Origin of the sequence: Magnetospirillum sp. SS-4 (assembly GCF_902729425.1) — a bacterium.
Lineage (GTDB): Bacteria > Pseudomonadota > Alphaproteobacteria > Rhodospirillales > Magnetospirillaceae > Phaeospirillum.
Genome location: NZ_CACVCH010000042.1, coordinates 46,922 through 65,257, shown reverse-complemented (window position 1 = coordinate 65,257; position 18,336 = coordinate 46,922). Strand labels below are relative to the sequence as shown.

Annotated in this window: 13 protein-coding genes; 2 read left to right on the top strand and 11 right to left on the bottom strand. The window is 69.2% G+C overall.

Going from position 1 to position 18,336, the window contains the following annotated elements; translation table 11 throughout:
* Positions 1-53 precede the first annotated feature (53 nt).
* The 8 genes from MTBSS4_RS05495 to MTBSS4_RS05460 form a co-directional block, all read right to left on the bottom strand.
* A complete protein-coding gene (locus MTBSS4_RS05495; RefSeq protein ID WP_173982392.1) occupies positions 54-1,754 on the bottom strand; it encodes a monovalent cation:proton antiporter-2 (CPA2) family protein in 1,701 nt (566 codons plus the stop codon).
* A 37-nt stretch (positions 1,755-1,791) separates the two neighbouring features.
* On the bottom strand, positions 1,792-3,096 hold the full coding sequence (locus MTBSS4_RS05490; RefSeq protein ID WP_173982391.1) for a hemolysin family protein: 1,305 nt from the start codon (positions 3,094-3,096) through the stop codon (positions 1,792-1,794).
* A 4-nt stretch (positions 3,097-3,100) separates the two neighbouring features.
* On the bottom strand, positions 3,101-4,009 hold the full coding sequence (htpX, locus tag MTBSS4_RS05485; protein WP_173982390.1) for a zinc metalloprotease HtpX: 909 nt from the start codon (positions 4,007-4,009) through the stop codon (positions 3,101-3,103).
* Between the two features lie 152 nt (positions 4,010-4,161).
* Positions 4,162-4,665: a polymer-forming cytoskeletal protein gene (locus MTBSS4_RS05480; protein WP_254432393.1), complete on the bottom strand. Its 504-nt coding sequence runs from the start codon at positions 4,663-4,665 to the stop codon at positions 4,162-4,164.
* Positions 4,655-5,848, bottom strand: a complete 1,194-nt coding sequence (locus tag MTBSS4_RS05475; RefSeq protein ID WP_173982389.1) for a M23 family metallopeptidase — start codon at positions 5,846-5,848, stop codon at positions 4,655-4,657. The genes MTBSS4_RS05480 and MTBSS4_RS05475 overlap by 11 nt, the downstream gene beginning before the upstream one ends.
* A 140-nt stretch (positions 5,849-5,988) precedes the next feature.
* On the bottom strand, positions 5,989-8,046 hold the full coding sequence (locus MTBSS4_RS05470; RefSeq protein WP_173982388.1) for a hypothetical protein: 2,058 nt from the start codon (positions 8,044-8,046) through the stop codon (positions 5,989-5,991).
* 10 nt (positions 8,047-8,056) lie between these two features.
* A complete protein-coding gene (locus tag MTBSS4_RS05465; protein ID WP_173982387.1) occupies positions 8,057-10,768 on the bottom strand; it encodes a DUF4159 domain-containing protein in 2,712 nt (903 codons plus the stop codon).
* Positions 10,765-11,628 carry a DUF58 domain-containing protein gene (locus tag MTBSS4_RS05460; RefSeq protein WP_173982386.1) on the bottom strand — a complete coding sequence of 288 codons (864 nt, stop codon included), beginning with the start codon at positions 11,626-11,628 and terminating at the stop codon, positions 10,765-10,767. The genes MTBSS4_RS05465 and MTBSS4_RS05460 overlap by 4 nt, the downstream gene beginning before the upstream one ends.
* A 101-nt stretch (positions 11,629-11,729) precedes the next feature.
* On the opposite strand from MTBSS4_RS05460, the gene MTBSS4_RS05455 reads away from it, so the two are divergent.
* Entirely contained in the window at positions 11,730-13,157 is a 1,428-nt protein-coding gene (locus MTBSS4_RS05455; protein ID WP_173982385.1) for a pentapeptide repeat-containing protein, read from the top strand.
* A gap of 61 nt (positions 13,158-13,218) precedes the next feature.
* On the opposite strand, the gene nifK is transcribed toward MTBSS4_RS05455, so the two are convergent.
* From nifK to nifH, 3 genes are all read right to left on the bottom strand, one after another.
* Positions 13,219-14,754, bottom strand: a complete 1,536-nt coding sequence (gene nifK / locus MTBSS4_RS05450) for a nitrogenase molybdenum-iron protein subunit beta (RefSeq protein ID WP_173982384.1) — start codon at positions 14,752-14,754, stop codon at positions 13,219-13,221.
* A gap of 82 nt (positions 14,755-14,836) precedes the next feature.
* Complete coding sequence (nifD, locus tag MTBSS4_RS05445; protein ID WP_173982383.1) at positions 14,837-16,294, bottom strand: nitrogenase molybdenum-iron protein alpha chain; 1,458 nt, start codon at positions 16,292-16,294, stop codon at positions 14,837-14,839.
* 37 nt (positions 16,295-16,331) lie between these two features.
* Positions 16,332-17,225, bottom strand: coding sequence for a nitrogenase iron protein (gene nifH, locus MTBSS4_RS05440; RefSeq protein ID WP_173982435.1), 894 nt, complete (start codon positions 17,223-17,225; stop codon positions 16,332-16,334).
* A 291-nt stretch (positions 17,226-17,516) separates the two neighbouring features.
* On the opposite strand from nifH, the gene MTBSS4_RS05435 reads away from it, so the two are divergent.
* On the top strand, positions 17,517-18,332 hold the full coding sequence (locus MTBSS4_RS05435) for an NAD(+)--dinitrogen-reductase ADP-D-ribosyltransferase (protein ID WP_173982382.1): 816 nt from the start codon (positions 17,517-17,519) through the stop codon (positions 18,330-18,332).
* The last annotated feature ends 4 nt before the right edge of the window (positions 18,333-18,336 follow it).

Genomic DNA, 18,336 nt, shown 5'->3' with positions numbered 1-18,336 from the left:
ACGACAAGATAGCCGTGCCGGCCGGGGCTGGGAAGATGCTTTGCGCCCCCCCCCTACCCCACCTTGGGAACCTGCTCCAGCAGCTTGGCGTAGTCGTTGCGGCGGTAACCATCGATCACCTCGCGGATTTCATCCGGCGGAGCCCCCAGCAGCCGCAGCAGGGCGCCGGCCAGTTGCAGGCTGCCCTCCACCGCCTCGGGCACCACCACGTCGGCGCCCATGGCCTCCAGGTTCTTCTGCTGGCGGCGGTCGCGGGCGCGGGCCAGAAGATGGATGGAGGGAAACTCCTTGCGCAGGCGGGTGACGATACGTTCCCTCGTCGAGCCGGAATCGATGGTCAGGATGATGGCCCGCGCCCTGGCCGCCCCCAGCGAGCGGAACAGGTCGAGCTTGCGGGCGTCGCCGTAATAGATCATGTCGCCCCGCTCGCGGAACTGCTCCACCGTCTGGGGCACCCGGTCGATGGCGACGAAGGGTATCTCCATCTGGCGCAGCACCGACGCCACCGTCTGCCCGACCCGGCCAAAGCCGCACAAGATGACGTGATCGGTCAGGTCCTTGACCTGGGAATCGGGGGCGTTGCGCTCGCCGTCGGCCTGTTGGCGACGGCGCAGCGCCGCGTCGCCCAGCGCCGCCAGCGCCGGAGTCAGGGCCATGCTGAGGGCGACCACCGTCATCAGCAGGCCGGCGGTCTGGGGGCTCAGCAGCCGGGCGCCCTCGGCGCGGCCCAGCACCACGAAGGCGAATTCGCCGCCCTGGGCCAGCAACAGCCCGATATTCAGCGCCACCGCTGCGGGAAAGCGGAACAGCAGGCCCAGCCCGGCGATCACCAACGCCTTGACCACCACCAGCGCCGCCAGGATCGCCAGCAGCGGCGCCCACTGGACCAGAACGTCGCCGGGGTCGATCACCATGCCGACGGTCAGGAAGAACAGCCCCAGCAACAGGCCGCGAATCGGTTGCAGATCGGCCTCGACCTGATGGCGGTATTCGGTGCTGGCCAGCATCACCCCGGCCAGGAAGGCGCCCAGCGACAGCGACAATCCGGCATGCTCGGTGGCGAAACTGGTGCCGATCACCACCAGCAGCGCGGCGGCGACGAAGACCTCGGGCGACTTGGCGTCGGCCACCACCTTGAACAGCGGGCGGATGGCGATGCGGGCCACCACGACGATGACGAGCATGGCGGCGATGGCCTTGGCCGAGGCGATGCCCACCGCCGACAAGATGGTGGACTCGCTGGCGCCCAGCATCGGCACCAGCACCAGCAGCGGCACCACCGCCAGATCCTGGAGGATCAGGACGGCGATGGCGACGCGACCGCTCTGGCTGGTCAGCTCGCCGCGCTCGTTCAGCACTTGCAGCACGAAGGCGGTGGACGAGAACGCCAGCGCCATTCCCACCACGATGGCGGCGCGGGGCTCCATCCCCATCAGGACGGCGCCGCCGCCGATCAGCCCGGCGGTCACCGCCACCTGGGCGCTGCCCAGTCCGAAGATGTAGTGGCGGATGACGCGCAGGCGCTCCGGCGACAGTTCCAGCCCGATCATGAACAGCAGGAAGACGATGCCCAGTTCCGCCAGCAGCCGGGTGCTGTCGGTCTCGGCGATCACATGCAGGCCGTGGGGACCGATCAGGGTGCCGGCCAGCAGATAGCCGAGGATGGGGCTGACGCCAACCCGCCGGCACAGCGGCGTCACCACCACCGCCACCACCAGGAAGATCAGGGAATCGATGATGGGGGAATGGGGCATGATGCCGTGCGGCGGTCCTCTGATCCTGGCGTGGGGATCAGCCGGTCTCTTCCGGCTGTCGCCCGATCATTACCTTGTCGATGCGGCGGCCGTCCATGTCAACCACCTCGAATCGCCAGCCGCCCCAGACGAAGCTGTCGCCGGTGGCGGGAATGGTGCGCGACTTGGCCAGGATGAAGCCGGCGACGGTGGCGTAATCGGCGTCGTCCTCGTCCATGATGCGGCAGCCGATGCGCTCGGCCACCAGATCGGCGGCCATGTCGCCGTCCACCAGGAACGAACCGTCGTCGCGCCGCACCAGCGATTCGCCCTCGTCGCCATCGCCGTCCTCCAGCCGCCCGGCGATGGCCCCCAAGATGTCCGAGGGGGTGACGACGCCCTGGACGCTGCCGTATTCGTCGACCACCAGCGCCATGTGGATGGCGGAACCGCGCAGGGTGTCGAGAACCCGAAGCGCCGGCCCGTTGTCGTGAACCACCTCCAGCGGTTCGACCAGCCCGGCCACGTCCAGCGCCCCACCGTCCAGCAGGGCGTGCAGCACGGTCTTGGCCTGGACCAGCCCGATGACGTCGTCGGAATCGCCGCGAAAGACCGGAAAGCGCGAATGCCGGCTTTGGCGTAGCGTCGCGCGGATGCGTTCGAAATCCCAGTCGAGGCCGATCATCTCGACCTCGCTGCGCGGCGTCATGATCGCCCGGACCTTGCGGTCGCCGAACCGCATGACGCCGGCCAGAAGTTCCTGTTCCCTGGGGTTGAACACGCCGGTCTCGGTGCCTTCGGCGATCATGGCCCGGACCTCTTCCTCGGTCACCGCCGAATCATCGGACTTGCGTATCCGCAAGATGGCGAGAATCGCCTGGCTGGAATGTTCCAGCAGCCAGACGGCGGGCGCCGCCAGACGGGCCACCCTGGTCATGGGCCGCGCGATCAGCGCGGCGATGCCCTCGGGATTGGCCAGGGCGATGTGCTTGGGCACCAGCTCGCCGAAGATCAGCGAGGCGTAGGTGATGGCCCCCACCACCACGGCCATGGAGAGAATGTCGGCCGCCGGCGCCAGGGCCGGCCACTGGGCGATCCAGGCGGCCAGTTGGCTGGTCAGGGTGGCGCCGGAATAGGCGCCGGCCAGGATGCCGATCAGGGTGATGCCGATCTGGACCGAGGACAGGAACCGCCCCGGATTGTCGGCCAGGGCCAGCGCCGCCTCCGCTCCCCGGCTGCCGTCGGCGGCCCGCGCCGCCAGCCGGGCGCGCCGTGCCGACACCACCGCCATCTCCGACATGGCGAACCAGCCGTTCAAGATGACCAGGAAGCCGATGACCGCCAGTTCGAGGGCAAGGGTCATCCGTTCAGCCCCACGGCCCGCGACGGCGGCCGAAACCGCGCGGCGGCATCGGCGGCGGGGCGGCGGCCGTCATCCGGCGCAGCGCGTCGATGCGGTTCGCCATGCTGGGATGGGTCGAGAACAGGCTGTCGACGGCGCCGCCGGCCAGCGGGTTGACGATGAACAGATGGGCGGTGGCCGGATTGGCCTCGGCCCGGTGATTGGGAATGGCGTGGACGCCGGCGTCGAGCCGCGCCAGCGCCGAGGCCAGCCACAGCGGATTGCCGCAGATGGCGGCGCCCTCGGCGTCGGCGGCGTATTCCCGCCCGCGCGAAATCGCCATCTGCACCAGCATCGCCGCCATGGGGGCTATGATGGCCACCAGGAGCATGCCGACCGCGCCCAGCGGCGAGCCGCCGTTTTCGTCATTGCGGTGCGAGCCGCCAAAGAACATGCCGAACTGGGCGATCATGCCGATGGCGCCGGCGATGGTGGCGGTGATGGTCATGATCAGGGTATCGCGGTTCTTCACATGGGCCAGTTCATGGGCCATGACGCCCTCGACCTCCTCCGGCGACAGCAGGTTCAAAAGCCCGGTGGTGGCCGCCACCGAGGCGTGCTCGGGGTCGCGGCCGGTGGCGAAGGCGTTGGGCTGCGGCGAATCGATGATGAAGACCTTGGGCATGGGCAGGCCGGCGCGCCCGGCCAGGCGCGCCACCATGGCGTGAAGGCCGGGGGCGGAATTGGAATCCACCTGGCGGGCGCCGTACATGGACAGCACCATGCGGTCCGAATTCCAGTAGGCGAAGGCGTTCATGGCCAGGGCCAGCAGGAACGAGACCACCATGCCGCTCTGTCCGCCGACCATCCAGCCGATCGCGACGAACAGGCCCGTCATGGCGGCGAGAAGAAGAGCCGTGCGAGCGTAGTTCATTGGTGTTCTCCGACAGGGACGCTGCCAAACCGTTGATCCCGTATAAAACTTGAGGTGGATCGCAGGTGGGGTCAAGTCGGGGGAAATTGTTACCCTGATAGGCCTTTCCTATCACCGGCGGCTGACGCCGCCCCGGGGCCGGGTGCCGGAAATCAGGCGTTGCCGGCGGCGGCGTCCTGTTGCAGGTCGGGGGCCTTGGGCGGCGCGATCTGGGCCGGCTCGGCGCTGCCGTTGCCCTTGCCGGCGGCGGCCTGCTGTTCCAGCGCCTTGACGCTGCCACGCCGGATCAGGCGGCCTTCCATGGAAGCGCCGGCCTCGATCTCCAGGCTGTCCTGGGTGACATCGCCGGTGACCCGGCCCGACTTGGTGATCAGCACGGTGGAGGCGTTGATCTTGCCGTTGAGCTCGCCATGGACCTGCACGGTCTCGGCGGAGACCTCGCCGGTGATCCGCCCCCCCTCGCCCACCAGCAGGCGATGGCAGGAGATGTCGCCCTCGACCTGCCCATCGATCTGCATCTCGCCCTGGGTGATGATGTTGCCGACGATCCGGACGTCGGGGCCGATCACCGACAACGGCAGCCCCTGGGAGGAGCGGGAGACGGAATGGGCGGCGGAGGACACCGCGCCGAAGGCCTTGCCGAGCTTAGGGAGCATTTCTACCTGCCTCGATGAACTTGAGGGGATTCTTGGGGCTGTCCGACAGGCGGACCTCGTAATGAAGGTGAGGACCGGTGGAACGTCCGGTATTGCCCAGCAGGCCGATCACCGTGGAACGCGACACCTTCTGGCCTTCCTTGACCTTGATGCGCGACAGGTGGGCATAACGGGTGGCGATGCCGTTGCCGTGATTGATCTCGATGGCCAGGCCATAACGGTCCCAGGGGCCGGCGAATTCCACCACGCCCTCGCCGGTGGCGTAGATCGGGCTGCCGTGCGGCGCCACCAGGTCGATGCCTTCGTGAATGCCGGTGCGGCGGTTGAGGGGGTCGGCGCGATTGCCGAAATTGGACGAGACGTAGTGGTCCGAGGGCAACGGGTCGCCCAGCGGCACCGAGCGCAACGCCGCCTTGACGCCGCTGAGGCGGTCGAGACGGTCCAGCAGGCCGTTCAGGCCGGAATCGGTCGCCGTCACCGGCAGCGGAATGAAGGGGCCGCCACGACCGCCTTCCCGCTGGGGACGGTCGAACAACTGGCGGGTATCGATGCCCAGACGGGTCAGCAGCCGCTCGGCGTCGAAAATCCGCGACGACGCCGCGGCATTGGTGTTGTGCAGCGCCTGGGCGTAGGCCTGGCGCAGCCGTTCCAGCGACCCTTCCAGCCGGCGCACCTGATCGCGCACGGCGCGAGCCTCGTCGCTGGCCGGCAGGCCGTCCTCGTTCCAGCCCACCTCCACCCCGGCGCGGGAGCGGACCGGAGCCGCCGCCACCTTGCCGACCGGATGGTCCTTGGCCAGGGCGGCGTTGGATTCGGCCAGGACCAGGATGTTGGAATGGACCTGATCAACCTCGCGGGCGATGTCCGCCACCAGCTTCTGCGACGAGACCAGCCGATGCTGGGCGGCGCGGGTGGCGGCCATCATTTCTTCGAGATGGCGTTCCTTGACGGCGATTTCGTCGGGCTGGCGGGTCAGCAGGGTCGAGACCGTGCCGGCCCAGATGGCGATGACGCACATGCCGCCGATGATGGCCAGTTGGCGCTTGCGGGTGAAGGTGAACTGCTCCGCCGTGCCGTCGGGGTGGCGGATGAAGACCTGCCATTCGGGAATGACCCATGAAATGGCGCGGCGAAGAGCCTTGATGCGCTTGCCTGGCTTTGGGATCGATCGCTCGTCCGCCACTGCCCTTGGTCCCCCCGACCTGTTGACATCCCCTAGACGCGGCCAGTGTATCCAGACGGCCGGTCTTAACCTATAGGTAAGAACTCCTTACATCAGCAAATCCGATATTCCAAATCGAATCGTCCAATGACGAGGAAAAATCATTCCCGGCCCTCGCGACGCCATGCCGCCAGCAGGCCGCCCAGTCCCAGCAGCAGCAGGGCCCAGGCCGGCAGCAGCGGAATGTCGCGCACGCCGTCGACCTGGTAATCGCCCTTGTCCACCAGCCCCATCCAGCCGCGTCCGGCGGCCGCGCCCCCGGCGGAGATCCGGCGGAACCCGGGCACCCCGCCTTGCGACAGCCAGGCCAGGCCGCCCCGGCTGGCCTCGGCCACCGGAGCCAGTGCCCCGGAATCGGCGGTCAGCTCCGCCATTTCGACCGGAGAGGCCGGACCGGCGGCGGCGATGGCGGCAAGGCCGCCGTCGTCCTCCACCCGCCACAATCCGGATCGCGAAACCGGCATGGCGCCGGCGGCGCTGCCGTCGCCGCGGTCGTGCAGGGTCAGGGGCCGGCCAACGCCATCGGGTCCGGTGACGGTCACCTCGGCGTCGCCGGAATCGAGCGAGCGGCGGATGACGCTCAGCGAGCCGGCGGCGACCTCGGCCCGCAGCGAACGTTCCTCCAGGTCCGGTTCCTTCATCAGCCAGTGGGCGAGACGCCTCAGCAGTTCGTCATGGGGACCGCCGCCGTCCCACCCCTTGGCCCACAGCCAGATGCTGTCGGACAGCACCATGGCGACACGGCCGTCGCCGACCCGGTCCAGCACCACCAGCGGCCGGTCGCCGGCGCCGGTCATGACGGACAGGCCGCGGGGCGGCGCGGTGTCGACCTGACGCATCCAGCGCCCCCAGGGAGCGTCGCCCGGGCGCGATCCGGCCAGGCCCGAGGTGACGGGGTGTCGCCGCCCGGCCTCGGTCAGGCGCGGCGGGAACGGGTGCTCGGTCAAGGTGCCGGCGGGCCGTGCCGGCAGCACCTCGGTCAGGGCGGACTCGCCCATGCCGCCGGCCTCGGCGAATTCCGGCCCCACCGCCGCCAGCAAGGCTCCGCCCCGGCGGACATATTCGGCCAGATTCCGGTAATAGCCGGCCGACAGCACGCCCCGGCGGCGGTAGCGGTCGAAGATCACCAGATCGAAGTCGTACAACTTCTCCTCGAACAGCTCCCGAACCGGAAAGGCGATCAGCGACAATTCGTGGATGGGGGTGCGGTCGTCCTTTTCCGGCGGACGCAAAATGGTGAAATGAACCAGATCGACCGCCGGATCGGCCTTCAGCAGATTGCGCCAGGCGCGCCCGCCGGCATGGGGCTCGCCCGAGACCAGCAGCACCTTCAGGCGGTCGCGCACTCCCGACAGTACCAGGGCGGCGGCGTTGTTGGCCGGCGACATCTCGCCGGGGCCGGGCTCAACCTCCAGTTCCACCACGTTCTGGCCGGCGTGGCGGATGGGAATCTCGATGGTGGCGTCGCGGTTGAGCGGCACGCTGATGGTGGCGTGCGGCTGGCCGTCCAGCCGCACCGTCACGGTGGCGTCGCCCTCTCCTCCCTGATCCTCCACCCGGAACGACAAGGCGGCGTCGCGCCCCACCAGTCCGAAACCGGGACTCTTGCCGGGCACCAGCCGCCGGTCGCGCTCGCCGGGGCGTCCGGTGAGCAGCACATGCACCGGAGCGTCGAGCGAGCGGCCCCGGTCGGCGGGGACGTCGTGAACGCGGCCGTCGGTGATCATCACCACTCCGGCCAGCCGGCGGCGCGGCACCTCCGCCAGGGCCCGGTCGACGGCGGCGAACAGTCGGGTTCCCTCGTCCTGCCCCGGCGTGCCGGAGACCCTCTCCACCCGCACGTCCAGGCCGGCCAGCCGGCCCAGGCGTTCCTGAACCTCCGCCAGGGCGGTCTCGGCCTGTCCGGCGCGCCCGTCGACCTCCTGCGACAGGGTCTGGTCCACCACCACCAGGGCGGTGTCGGGCAACGGGGTCCGCCGCTCGCTCACCAGCCGGGGATTGGCCAACGCCAGCACCAAAACCCCCAGCACCAGCGCCCGCCAGCCGCCGCCCCGCGCGCCGAGGGCGAGCCCCAGGCCGGCCACCAGCGTCGCGGCGACGGCCAGGGCCGCCAGCCATGGCCAGGAAACCAGCGGCGCCAAACTGATCGTCTGGTTCATGGATCGCTCGTCATCGGCCCACCCGTTCCAGGATGGCGGGAAGGTGGACCTGATCGGCCTTGTAATTGCCGGTCAGGGCGTACATCACCAGATTGACGCCGAAACGCAGGCTGATCTCGCGCTGGCGCTCGCCGCCCGGCACCACCGCGTGAAGCGGCCGGCCATACTCGTCCACCGCCCAGGCCCCCACCCAGTCGGCGTTGCCGACGACGACCGGCGAGACGTCGTCGTTGCCGCCGCCGCCGTTGGGACGTTCGACCCACGGCGGCGGCGCGTCCCAGCGGCCGGGACTTTCCTTCAGCAGATAGAACGAGCGGTTCAGCACATGATCGGCGGCCAGCGGCTCCAGCGGCGGCAGCACCAGCCCGCGCGTCAGTTCGCGCAGGCGGGCACGGCCGGCGTCGTCGTTGTCGTCACCGGCATCCACGACGATCAGGCCACCCCGCGCCATGTAGGCGTTGAGCCGCTCGACGGCGGCGGCCGGAAGGGGCGGCTGAAGCGGCCCGACCCGCCAGTACAGCAGAGGAAAGAACACGACCGGATCGCGCTCGGCATCCACCGTCACCGGCTCGGCCAGTTGGGCGGTGGAGCGGCGGCCGACGGCGGCCGACAGCCCCCTCAGCCCGGCGAGGCAATCGCGGTCCAGCGCCGGCTGGCCGGTGCGGATGCAGGCCAGCCGGGTGGACAACCCGGCGTCCAGGGCGAAGCTGTCCGCCGCGCCGGCCCCGGCGGGGGAGACCGGCAGCGCCAGCAGCAACGCCGCCACCGTTCCCGCCCGCCGGAACAGCGCGCCACGCAGCCACAGGCTGGCCAGGGCGTCGGCCACGGCCAGCAGCAGCGCCGCCGCCAGCAGTCCCGGTCCGAGGTCGAGCCCGGCCCGCCGCCCCTCCAGTCCGGAGAGGATGGCGCCGGGCGGCGGGTCCAGCGGCCGGGGCGGCGCCAGCGCCGGCCCCAGGTTGAAGGCAAGCCTCGCCTCGCCGGTTCCGTAAAGGCCGGGGGGATGACGAGGGCCCGGCCGGGGAGATTCGGCCACCGTCAGGGCGGCGATCCCGCCGGCGGCCGGGTGCGCCTGGCCAAAACCGTCCAGAACCTCCAGCGGCGCCAGCGGCCCGGCGGCGGCCCCGCCCCGCCCGCCCCGGGCCAGACCCGCCAGCCGCCGCAGCATGTCGACGAACAGCCCGGACAGCGCCAGATTGCTCCATTCGGCGTTGCCGGTGGTGTGAACCAGAACGATCCAGCCCTTGCCGTGACGCCGGGCGGTGATCAGCGGCGTGCCGTCGCTCAGCGTCGCCCAGCTGTGGGCGGCGAGGTCGAGGCCGGGCTCGGCCAGCAATTGCGAACGCACCGCCACGTCGGCGGGTATGGCAAGACCGGACAGCGGACCGTGATCGGGAAACGGTGCCAGCGCCATCGGAGCGGTCCACGACATGGCGCCGCCCAGGGCGCGGCCGCCGCCGCGCAGGGGAACCGGCAACAGCGCGTCGCCGGCGCCGTCCCGTCCGGCGGCGGCCTCGGCCAGCAGCGGCCCGGCAAAGCGGATCAGCACCCGGCCCTGATGGATGCCGGCGGCCAGACGCTCGGCCAGGGGGCCGGGCGGCAGCGGCCGGTCGGCGAGGATCAGCACTTCGGGGCCATCCTCGGCCAGCAACCCGTCCAGGTCCCCCCGCCGCAGATCGGCATGGGGGGCCAGCGCCCGCTCCACGTAATGCAGCGGATCGAGCAGGGCGGCGGCGGCGCTTCGGCCGCCATCGGCCAGCCCCACCGCGCGGCGGCGCCAGCGTTCGTCCAGCAGAACCACGGCGGCGGCCGAGCGTTCGCCCTCGATATCCAGGCGGACCAGCCGGTTGCGCAGGTCGGAGGGCAGGGCGAGGACCACCGTCGCCTCGGCCGCGCCGGCCTCCAGGGTGACCTCCTCGCGGACCAGCACGGTTCCCGAGGCATCCAGCCCACGCACCGCCAGGGTTTCCGGCAAGGCGGCGATCAGACGCCGGACCTGGACCGCCAGCCGCTCGGAGGGCGAATCCTCCGCCGGCGGCAACAACTGGCGGCCGGTCCGGCCGGTCATCAGTTCCAGCCCGCCGCCCAGGCCTTGCAGGGTCCGCGCCAGTTCGGCGGCCCCCTCGTCGTGCAGGCCGTCGCTCAGCCACACCGTCCGCCCCACCCGCTCTCCGGACAGCCGCGCCAGCGCCGCCGCCGCGGCCTTGCGGTCGACGGCCCACGGCCTGGGGCTCAATCCGGCCAGGACGGAGCGGAGTCCGGCGGACGGGCCCAGCCGCGACACGGCCACGGGAGAACCATCGGAAGGGGGGGCGGTGGTCAGCAGCAGCACCGGCCGGGCGGCGCGCTGGGCCTCGGTCAGCAGGATGTCCAGGGCGGCGATGCGCTCCGGCCAGTCGCGGGCGGCGGCCCAGCCGTCGTCGACCACCACCAGCATGGCCCCGTCGGCATGGCCGGCGACGGGAGTGGAATTGACGACCGGCCCCGCCGCCGCCAGAATCAGGCAGGCGGCCAGGGCCAGACGCAAGGCCAGCAGCCAGGGGGGCGTCGCCTCGGCCTGCTGTTCGCGCCCGCTTAGCCCCAGCAGCAGGCGGATGGCGGGAAAGCGCAGCCGGCGCGGCGCCGGCGGCGTCACCCGCAGCAGCCGCCACAGCAGCGGCAGCAGCGGCAGCAGGCCCAGCGCCCACGGCGCCGCGAAGACCAGGCCCGGCAGGAACGGAGTCATCGGCCGCCTCCGGCCAGGCGGGCGTGCAGGGCCAGCAGGGCGTGCAGCGGCGGCTGGTCGGTGCGGTGATGGGCAAGGCTCCAGCCGGCGTTGCGCGCCAGGGCGGCGAGGCCGTCACGATGAGCCGCCAGCCGCCGCCGATAGGCAGGGCGCAGGTCCTGGGCGCGGCGCGCCAGCATGTCGCCTTCGCCCTCCATTCCCTCGAAGCGGATACGTCCGTCATAGGGCAGGGCTTCCTCGGCCGGATCGAGAACCTGGATCAGATGGCCGGCGGCGCCGCCGGACGCCAGGGCGCGGATGCGGGCGGCGGTCTCGTCCAGCGGATCCAGGAAGTCGCCGACCAGCACCAAGGTGGCGTGACGGGGCGGAACCGGCGGCGGGACGGCGGCGGCGTCCCCGTCCCGGGCCATGACCGCCGCCAGCCGCCCCAGGGCGCCGGCGCCCGAGACCGGGGCCTGGGCGCCGGACAGCAGCGCCACCCGCTCGCCGCCGCGCAGCAGCAGCGCCGCCAGGGCCAGAATCAGCAATTCGGCGCGGTCGCGCTTGGTGGGCAGGCGTTCGTCCGAACGCCAGTCCATGGAGGCGGACGCATCGCGCCACAGCCAGACCGTCCGTGCCGCCGCCCATTCGGTCTCGCGCACGAACAGGTGGTCCGAACGCGCCGATTGCCGCCAGTCGATGACGGAGGCGGCATCGCCCGGCATCGAGCGGCGGAATTGCCAGAACGTTTCGCCCGGCCCGGTCCGCCGGCGGCCGTGGCTGCCCGGCGCCACCGTGGCGGCGACCCGGCCGGCGGCCACCAGCAGCGGCGGCAGCAGCGCCGCCAGCGCCCGGGCGCGATGCAAGGTGGCGGAGGTCATGGGGCCGGTCGTCTCTCCCTGGGGCCGGGGATGTTTCCATCCCGGCCGGATTTGCACTATGGTGAGGGCGGGGAAGAAAAAGGACAAGGGCACAGCATTACATGCGTCATCCCACCGGCGGCAATCCGGATACCGACTGGAAGCCCGTCCGGCTTCTGGTGTTCGGTCTGGACGATCAGTTCCGTTTCCTGGCCCGCCAGACCTTCCGCAAGCTCAACGTCAAGGATGTCACGCCGTTCAGCGATCCCGGCGAAACCACCGGACTGATGGCGCGCGGCGTCGATCTGGTGCTGGTCGACCTGGGCGCCGGCCCGGAAAGCGGCCTGGCGGTGATCGAGGCGCTGCGCCGGCCCGCCGGCACCCCCCACGATCGGGTGCCGGTTCTGGTGGTGGCGCCGCCGCCGCAAGCCGATGCCGTCAGCCGCGCCAAGGATATCGGCATCGAGGGCGTGATTCCCAAGCCGGTTTCAGGCCATGAACTGGCCCACCGGGTGGCCGAGACCCTGGCCGCCCCGTGCCGGATGCCAAAGCCAAGCCAAGCCCAGGCCAGACCCAGGGTCAGCTACATCAAGGACCCCGATCCGCTGCCCGACCTGCCGCCGGTGGAGACGCCGTCCCCCACCGCGGCCACCGTCATCCCCGAGATCGCCGCCCTGACCGCCCGGCTGGAGGCGAAGGGAATCGTTCCGTCCGCCGCCCGGCCCGGCCCGGCTCTGGCTTCCATGACCGGCTCCCCTCCGGCGTCCGCCCCCTCTTCCTCGGCACCCGCCGGACGTCTCGCCCACGGCGACCTGACGCCGGCCAGACGGCCGGGCGGCGGCAAGCTCGACCTGGACGACATGGCCCCGGCCAGACGGCCGAGTGGCGGCAAGCTGGACGCCGCCGACCTGGCCCCCCTGAAACCCGATCCCGAGGCCGAAGCCGCCCGCAAGCGGGCCGAGAAGCGGCGCCTGCAATGGAAGGAGGCGCTGGAAAAGACCGGCCGCAAGCCCCGCAAGGGCGGCGATGTCGCCGGCCTGGACCTGTCGGCGGTGGTGGCCGAGCATCTTCAATGGCTGCAAACCAAGGGGGCTGAGGGCAAGCGCGCCACCTTCCAGGGCATGGATCTGGCCGGTGCCGATCTGTCGGGCGCCATTCTCGCCAACGCCACCTTCCGCGAGGTCGACCTGTCCGACGCCTGTCTGGCCGACGCCCGCCTGGACGGTTCGGATTTCCGCTACGCCACCCTGTCGGCCGCCGATCTGGCCGGCGCCAACCTGGGGGTGGCGGCATTGCGCCACGCCAAGCTGGATCTCAGCAACCTCGAAGGCGCCATCCTCCGGGGCTCGGACCTGTCGGGCGCCCGGCTGTCGGGGGCGAGGATGGCCGGCGCCGACCTCAAGGGCGCCATCCTGATCGGTTCCGACCTGCGCGAGGCCGATCTGTCCAAGGTCGACGGCCTGACCCAGGCCCAGATCGAGAAGTCGCTGTGCGACATGACCACCCGCCTGCCGCCCGGCGTCTTTCGCCCGCGCAAGGCCGGCGAATAGCATTGCCCCCCGGAGCATCGCGGCTCCGGGGGGCTTCACCCGCCAAGGGCGGTGGGACGGGTCAGCGCGTGAGGTCGAACGAGATGTCGCTGGCCGCGTCGGTGCTCTCGAACACCCGGTCCAGGATTTCCACCAGCACCCTGAGCGCCCCCTGATAGCCCATGGTGGGGAAGCGGTGGTGGTGGTGGCGGTCGAAGATGGGGAAGGTCAGGCGGATCAGCGGAATGCCGGTGTCCTTCTCCAGATACTTGCCGTAGGAACTGCCGATCAGGAGATCGGTGGGCTCGGTGAACAGCAGCGAGCGCAGGTGCCACAGATCCTTGGCCGGCCAGGCCTTGCAGCCGGCCCCGAACGGCGAGGTGGCGAACAGGGCCTCCATCTGCTCGGCCCAATCCTTGCCGCCATTGGTGGCAAGGCAATGGGTCGGCTCGCAGCCCATCTCCAGCAGGAAGGCGGCCATGGCGTAGACGAAATCGGGATCGCCGAACACCGCCACCTTCTTGCCGTGCAGCCAGGCCTGGCTGTCGGCCATGGCGTCGATCAGGCGGCCACGCTCCTTCTCGATGCTGTCGGGAATGGGCTTGCCCGATAGTTCCGAGATCTTCATCAGCAGCGCGTCGGTGGCCCCCACGCCCATGGGATAGTGGAACGACGCGGTCGGCTGGCCCTTGGCGGCGACGTATTCCAGGGTCTTGTCGGAACAGTATTGCTGCAAGCCGATGGTGGCCCTGGCGTTGATGGCGTCGCGCACCGCCTCCAGTGGCGTGCCGCCGTCATACATGCGGTAGGTGCCGTCGGAAGGGGTGTCGTAGACGTCGGAGACGTCGCCGAGCAGGGTGTAGTCCACGCCCATCTCGTCCATGTACCGCTTCAGTTCGCGGTTGTTGGCGACCGCGTAGCCGTCGAAGCCGGGGATGATGTTGATCTTGCCGTTTGACGCGCCGGGCTTCAGTTCGCCCTTCTCGCGATCCCAGAAATAGCTCAGCACGCCCTTGACCATGTTGTCGTAGCCGGTGGTGTGGCTGCCGACGAAGGACGGCGTGTGGGCGAAGGAGACCGGGAAATCGGCGGGGACCGATTCCTTTTCCTTCGACGTGGCGATGAAGGCCGACAGGTCGTCGCCGATGACTTCGGCCATGCAGGTGGTCGAGACCGCGATCATCTTGGGCTTGTAGAGGGTATAGGTGTTCTGGAGCCCCTCCACCAGATTGTTCAGGCCGCCGAACACCGCCGCGTCCTCGGTCATGGAATCCGACACGCAGGGCACCGCCTCCTTGAAGTGGCGGGCGAGGTGCGAGCGGAAATAGGCGACGCAGCCCTGCGAGCCGTGGACATAGGGCATGGTGCCCTCGAACCCGGCGGCGGCGAACACGGCGCCCAGCGGCTGGCAGGCCTTGGCGGGATTGATCACCGCCTTGGTGCGGGCGAAGTTCTTCTCGCGGTATTCCCAGGTCTTGGTGTACTCGGCCTGGGCGGCGACGGCTTCATCGCTGGGGCGGCACTCGAAGGCCGCCTTCTTGGCCGCGAACATCCCGACATATTCCGGCTCCTGGAACAGCGAGACGTGGTCCTTGGTCTTTTCGGCGCTCTGAGGCATGACAACTCTCCTTGTCGCCTCCCCGCGCCCCCGGATGGTGGGCGGCGCGCGGGGAGGAGTTAATTCCGGCTGACGGGAACTCTCAGGCCGCCTTCCAGGGCGCCTTGAACTTGCTCCAGACGGGACTGTTGATGGCCATGTCCATGTCGCGGGCGAAGATGGCGAAGCCGTCATAGCCGTGATACGGACCCGAATAATCCCAGGAATGCATCTGGCGGAAGGGCACCCCCATCTTCTGGGTGGCGTACTTCTCCTTGATGCCGGAGCCGACCAGATCGGGGCGGATCTTCTCGATGAACGCCTCAAGCTCGTAGCCGGTGACGTCGTCGTAGATCAGCGTGCCTTCCTTCACGTAATGGCCGGTGCGCTGGTAATCGTCGTTGTGGCCGAATTCATAGCCGGTGCCGACGATCTTCATGCCCAGATCCTCGTAGGCGTTGGTGACGTGGCGCGGACGAAGGCCGCCGACATAGAGCATCACCGTCTTGTCGGTGAGCCGGGGCTTGTAGCGGGCGGTCACCGCGTCGACCAGCGGCTGGTATCTGGCGATGACCTTTTCGGCGTTGGCCTGGATGGTCTCGTCGAACTGGGCCGCGATCTTGCGCAAGGAGGCGGCGATCTGGGTCGGGCCGAAGAAGTTGTATTCGACCCAGCCGATGCCGTACTTCTCTTCCATGTGCCGGCAGATATAGTTCATGGACCGGTAGCAGTGGATCAGGTTCAGCCGGGCCTTGGGGGCGCGGGCCATCTCGGCCAGGGTGGCGTCGCCCGACCACATGCCGATGACGCGCAGGCCCATCTCTTCGAGCAGCTTGCGGGACGGCCAGGCGTCGCCGCCGATGTTGTAATCGGCGATCAGGTTGACGTCATAGGGGCCGGTCTCGAATTCGGGCGTGCCCTTCTCGAACACCCAGTCGCGGATGGCGTCGTTGGCGATGTGGTGGCCCAGCGACTGCGACACGCCGCGAAACCCCTCGCACCGCACCGGCACGATGGTCTTGCCGGTTTCCTTGTGCTTCTTCTTGGCCACCGCCTCGATGTCGTCGCCGATCAGGCCGATGGGACATTCCGACTGGATCGAGATGCCCTTGTTCAGCGGAAACATCTCGTCCAGTTCGTCGATCATCACGTCCAGGTTCTTGTCGCCGCCGAACACGATGTCGCGTTCCTGGAAATCAGACGTGACCTGCATGGTGACGAAGCTGTCGATGCCGACGGTGCCGTTGAAGTAGTTGCGGCGCTGGGACCAGGAATACTGGCCGCAGCCCACCGGGCCGTGGCTGATGTGGACCATGTCCTTGACCGGTCCCCACACCACGCCCTTGGACCCGGCATAGGCGCAGCCGCGAATGGTCATCACGCCGGGGATCGACTTGATGTTGGACTTGACGCCGCAGGAGGTGGCGCCCTCCTCCTCGGCCGGCTTGGCGACCGACAGGTGGCGGGCGCGCTTCTTGGCCGCCTTTTCCGGATACTGGTCGAGGACATCCCTGATCAGCGCCTCGGCGGAGGCGGTGTCGTTGGTGTAATCGAGGCTCATGGCCGTGCTCCTTGTCGTGGAAGGCGAAAGCCCCGGATCAGGCGACGCCGCACAGGGTCTTTTCCTTGGCTTCCAGTTCCGCCAGGGCCTGCTCGTCCGATTTCATGATGCCGAACTCGACCAGCATGTCCTCCAACTCCTCCATGGAGATCGGAGTCGGAATGGTGCCCTTGCCGCCATTGGCGTGAATCTTCCTGGCCAGTTGGCGGTATTCCTCGGCCTGGGCCGAATCGGGGGCGTATTCGATCACCGTCTGGCGGCGCAGCTCGGCGTGCTGGACGATGTTGGCGCGGGGCACGAAGTGGATCAGCTGGGTGTTGAGCCGCTTGGCCAGGGCCTCGGCCAGATCCAGCTCGCGGTCGGTCTGGCGCTCGTTGCAGATCAGGCCGCCGAGACGGACGCCGCCCGAGCCGGCGTATTTCAGAATGCCCTTGGAGATGTTGTTGGCGGCGAACAGCGCCATCATCTCGCCCGACATGACGATGTAGATTTCCTGGGCCTTGTTCTCGCGGATCGGCATGGCGAAGCCGCCGCACACCACGTCGCCCAGCACGTCGTAGGACACATAGTCCACGTCGTCGTAGGCGCCATTCTCCTCCAGGAAGTTGATGGCGGTGATGACGCCGCGCCCGGCGCAGCCGACCCCCGGCTCGGGACCGCCCGATTCGGTGCACTTGATGCCCTTGAAGCCGATCTTCATCACGTCGGCCAGTTCCAGGTCCTCGACCGAGCCGGCCTTGGCAGCCAGATGCAGCACGGTGTCCTGAAGCTTGGTGTTGAGGATCAGGCGGGTGGAATCGGCCTTGGGATCGCAGCCGACGATCAGAATCTTTTGCCCCATCTCGACCAGGGCCGCGAGGGTGTTCTGGGAGGTCGTCGACTTGCCGATGCCGCCCTTGCCGTAGAAAGCGATCTGTCGAACCCTGGGAATGTCCTTTCGGATGTTGGCCTCTGGAAACTCTCGGCGAGGGCAGAACCGCCGCCACATCCAGGCCATCGCAACCGGCGTGCCAAACCATGTCGCGTCGCAGCAATTCGGAAAAGTACCATTATTTCAATTGAATGCCAGAATTGATGTCGAGGGATGCACCCTGGCGGGCCTCTGTCCGGAACCCGACAACGGGCCGACAGAATGTTGCATGAGCAACAGGCGCGATGCCGGCTTCGCCGCGCCGCCGTCAGGCATGGCTCTTGCTTGGGGTGACCGGGCAAGGAGGACGCCATGATCGACGAGCGCAGCCGGAATCTCGGCCACAGCACCAATCTGATGGGACTGTCCACCGCCCTGCTGGGCAGCGTGGCGTTCAACGACCATCCCCGCGACCTGCACATCGCCGGCGTGCGCGAGATGAACGCCCAGATGTTCGAGATGCTGGAACAGTCCGAAGGGCTGGCCGACGCCGGCGAGGCCTTCCATGCCTATATGATGGCCATGTTCGGCATCGATCCCGAGCAGCAGGAGCCGGTCCGGGGATCGCGGCGGCGCTATCGCGCCAGCTTCCTGCGGCTGCTGAAGGGATGGGGCTTCGATTCCAACGGCCCCGAGGGCGCGGTGCTGAAGGGCTGGGTCGAAAGCCGGTTCGGATTGTTTCCCACCTACCACAAGGAGATGATCGCCCGTTTCTCGACCGCCGGATGGGCCGGCTACGTCGAAGAGAAGATGTCGAGCCGGTTCCACAACAACTCCATCCACTGCCAGCTCGACATGGTCTACGAGTTCTGCCAGTGGGCGCTGGCCCGGCATGCCGCCCCGGGCCAGAGCCATCTCACGCTTTATCGCGGCATCAATTCCTTCGACGAGCATCAGGTGGTCGAGCGCCTGGACCGCAAGACCGTGGTCATGCGCCTCAACAACCTGGCGTCGTTCTCCAGCGATCGCGGCGTCGCCGACTGTTTCGGCGACACCATCCTGACCGTCAGGGTGCCGGCGGTGAAGATCGCCTTCTTCAACACCTTGCTGCCGGTCCATCCCCTCAAGGGCGAGGGCGAGTATCTGGTGATCGGCGGGGATTATCGCGTCCAGGCGGACTATTACTGATCGG

What these genes read in the sequence shown, in the direction of transcription:
- MTBSS4_RS05480 (WP_254432393.1), bottom strand. Translation starts at nt 4,665, where the DNA reads ATGCTCCCTAAGCTCGGCAAGGCCTTCGGCGCGGTGTCCTCCGCCGCC.
- MTBSS4_RS05495 (WP_173982392.1), bottom strand. Translation starts at nt 1,754, where the DNA reads ATGCCCCATTCCCCCATCATCGATTCCCTGATCTTCCTGGTGGTGGCG.
- nifK (WP_173982384.1), bottom strand. Translation starts at nt 14,754, where the DNA reads ATGCCTCAGAGCGCCGAAAAGACCAAGGACCACGTCTCGCTGTTCCAG.
- htpX (WP_173982390.1), bottom strand. Translation starts at nt 4,009, where the DNA reads ATGAACTACGCTCGCACGGCTCTTCTTCTCGCCGCCATGACGGGCCTG.
- MTBSS4_RS05455 (WP_173982385.1), top strand. Translation starts at nt 11,730, where the DNA reads ATGCGTCATCCCACCGGCGGCAATCCGGATACCGACTGGAAGCCCGTC.
- MTBSS4_RS05460 (WP_173982386.1), bottom strand. Translation starts at nt 11,628, where the DNA reads ATGACCTCCGCCACCTTGCATCGCGCCCGGGCGCTGGCGGCGCTGCTG.
- MTBSS4_RS05465 (WP_173982387.1), bottom strand. Translation starts at nt 10,768, where the DNA reads ATGACTCCGTTCCTGCCGGGCCTGGTCTTCGCGGCGCCGTGGGCGCTG.
- MTBSS4_RS05470 (WP_173982388.1), bottom strand. Translation starts at nt 8,046, where the DNA reads ATGAACCAGACGATCAGTTTGGCGCCGCTGGTTTCCTGGCCATGGCTG.
- nifD (WP_173982383.1), bottom strand. Translation starts at nt 16,294, where the DNA reads ATGAGCCTCGATTACACCAACGACACCGCCTCCGCCGAGGCGCTGATC.
- MTBSS4_RS05490 (WP_173982391.1), bottom strand. Translation starts at nt 3,096, where the DNA reads ATGACCCTTGCCCTCGAACTGGCGGTCATCGGCTTCCTGGTCATCTTG.
- MTBSS4_RS05435 (WP_173982382.1), top strand. Translation starts at nt 17,517, where the DNA reads ATGATCGACGAGCGCAGCCGGAATCTCGGCCACAGCACCAATCTGATG.